Source organism: Peptacetobacter sp. AB800 (assembly GCF_047807365.1).
GTDB lineage: Bacteria > Bacillota > Clostridia > Peptostreptococcales > Peptostreptococcaceae > Peptacetobacter.
Window position 1 is genome coordinate 1 of record NZ_JBLOUI010000080.1, and the last position, 1,768, is coordinate 1,768.

Annotated in this window: 2 protein-coding genes; both read right to left on the reverse strand. The window is 29.4% G+C overall.

All coding sequences use genetic code 11. The features are described from left to right. Positions 1 to 289: 289 nt before the first annotated feature. Positions 290 to 994, reverse strand: coding sequence for an N-acetylmuramoyl-L-alanine amidase family protein (locus ACK2WN_RS12015; protein ID WP_416155692.1), 705 nt, complete (start codon positions 992 to 994; stop codon positions 290 to 292). Continuing rightward, positions 995 to 1,408, reverse strand: a complete 414-nt coding sequence (locus ACK2WN_RS12020; protein WP_416155693.1) for a holin family protein — start codon at positions 1,406 to 1,408, stop codon at positions 995 to 997. Between the last annotated feature and the right edge of the window lie 360 nt (positions 1,409 to 1,768).

Below are 1,768 nucleotides of genomic sequence, written 5' to 3' on the forward strand. Positions count from 1 at the left end.
TTTTATTAATTATTTTTTCATCTTTTCGCTTTTTCAATACATTCATATTACTATTATACACAAGTTTTCCACAGTTTTAAATTATTATAATTTCCTTAAGAATAAAAAAATAGGGCGAAGGAATTTGATTTCCCTCGCCCATTTTTATAAGTTATGAAATTTTTTTAGATTTTTAAACACTATAGGACCTCTCCCATAGTTGTTTACTGTTATAATATATTACTGTTTTGGACTATTATATTTTTCTTTCTTAGATTATTTTATTTTTTATATTTTGTACTTCTTTAAACTATAATAATTTAGCTGCGTTTTTAAATGTTGCATATCTATCAGTATCGGCTTTATTTCCACCTATCTGAATAACTTTGTCTGCCTTTATTCCAGACGCTTTAAAATCTGCTACCTTCATAAGAGGAGCTTTATTTTTCTGTGCCACGACAACCGCAGCATAAAGGTCTGCATCGCCAAGGTATGTTACCATTGTTTTCACTTCGGTTTTTCCTCCTGTATCTTTTTCTCTTATCCTCTTTTTAAAGTCTTCCCATAGAGCTGGGTTATCTAGCATTTTTCGAGGACAATATTTTTTCTTTGCATCATAATGACGAATAACATGATCCACAGATATGTTAGTCTTCTTCATCAGATACTTAACTAATTCCACACATTTTAATCTTGCTTTCGTGTAGTCAGAATCTGGATTAACACATATTTCTATGTTTATAGTATTTTTGTTATTAACCCCTTTTACATTTGGAGTTCCATAAACAGTTCCAACTGCCCATGCAGCATCGTCATGGTCAAGGGTCTGAACTATATATGTATCGTCAACATAGTAGTGAACACTTGTTTTTAAATTTCCATTTTTATGAGCTTCTCCATGTTTTTTTGCTCCAGCTCCACGAGATGTATTATCGGTTTCGTGAATTACTATAAAACGTGGATGATTCTGATTTGCATAGCAATTAACTAATCTTTTATAATTCAATATTTCCAACTATTTCACCTCCTTTCCATTTTTTAACTGTTCAAGAGCATCCTGCACTTGTTTTGGAACTGGAACACCTAACTCTGCAACATTCTCTATTATGCTCAAACTTTCATTGCTTATATAGAAAAATGCTACTAATGTTCTAAATATGTGTTCACCTGTTCCTGTCATTCTGTCTAGTGCTACTGCTATTATTAATATGAACAGTATAAATATTTTCTTCATTAGACCTTTTACACTTGTTTCTGAGTTTAGATTTTTGTTTATATATCCTTTACTCAATCCAGTTAAGTAATCTAATGCCATTAATAATACTAGTGTGTTAAGAACTATATCCCACCCTCCAAAAAGGAACGTGACTGTTGTCCCTATTATTGCAACTGCTGCATTTAATACATCTGATAATCTAGCTGCCATCATTCTCTCCCTTCAAAAATTTTTTCAAAAAAAATCAAAATAAATGAAATTCATATAGATCACTTGCATATATTAATAAAAAATAAAGAAAGGAAGTGATCTATATGAAAAAGAAATTGCTTAGCTTTTTAGATCAAGCTATTTTTATTTCTTCTAAAATATTAATACTTTTATCAAATATTTATGACATACTTTTGTTAATACATTTAATATCCACTTTATTAATTAACTTGTTCTAAAAAATTAATTTAGGGCTTGAATTTATAATCTAAGTGCAACAAAAAAAAGAACTCATATCATTTTCTTGGTATAATATTCATGCCAACAAAAATTAAAACCAAGGAGAAAATGATATGAGTCTAT

Coding starts and splice junctions, on each gene's coding strand:
- ACK2WN_RS12020 (WP_416155693.1), bottom strand. CDS start 1,408: ATGATGGCAGCTAGATTATCAGATGTATTAAATGCAGCAGTTGCAATA.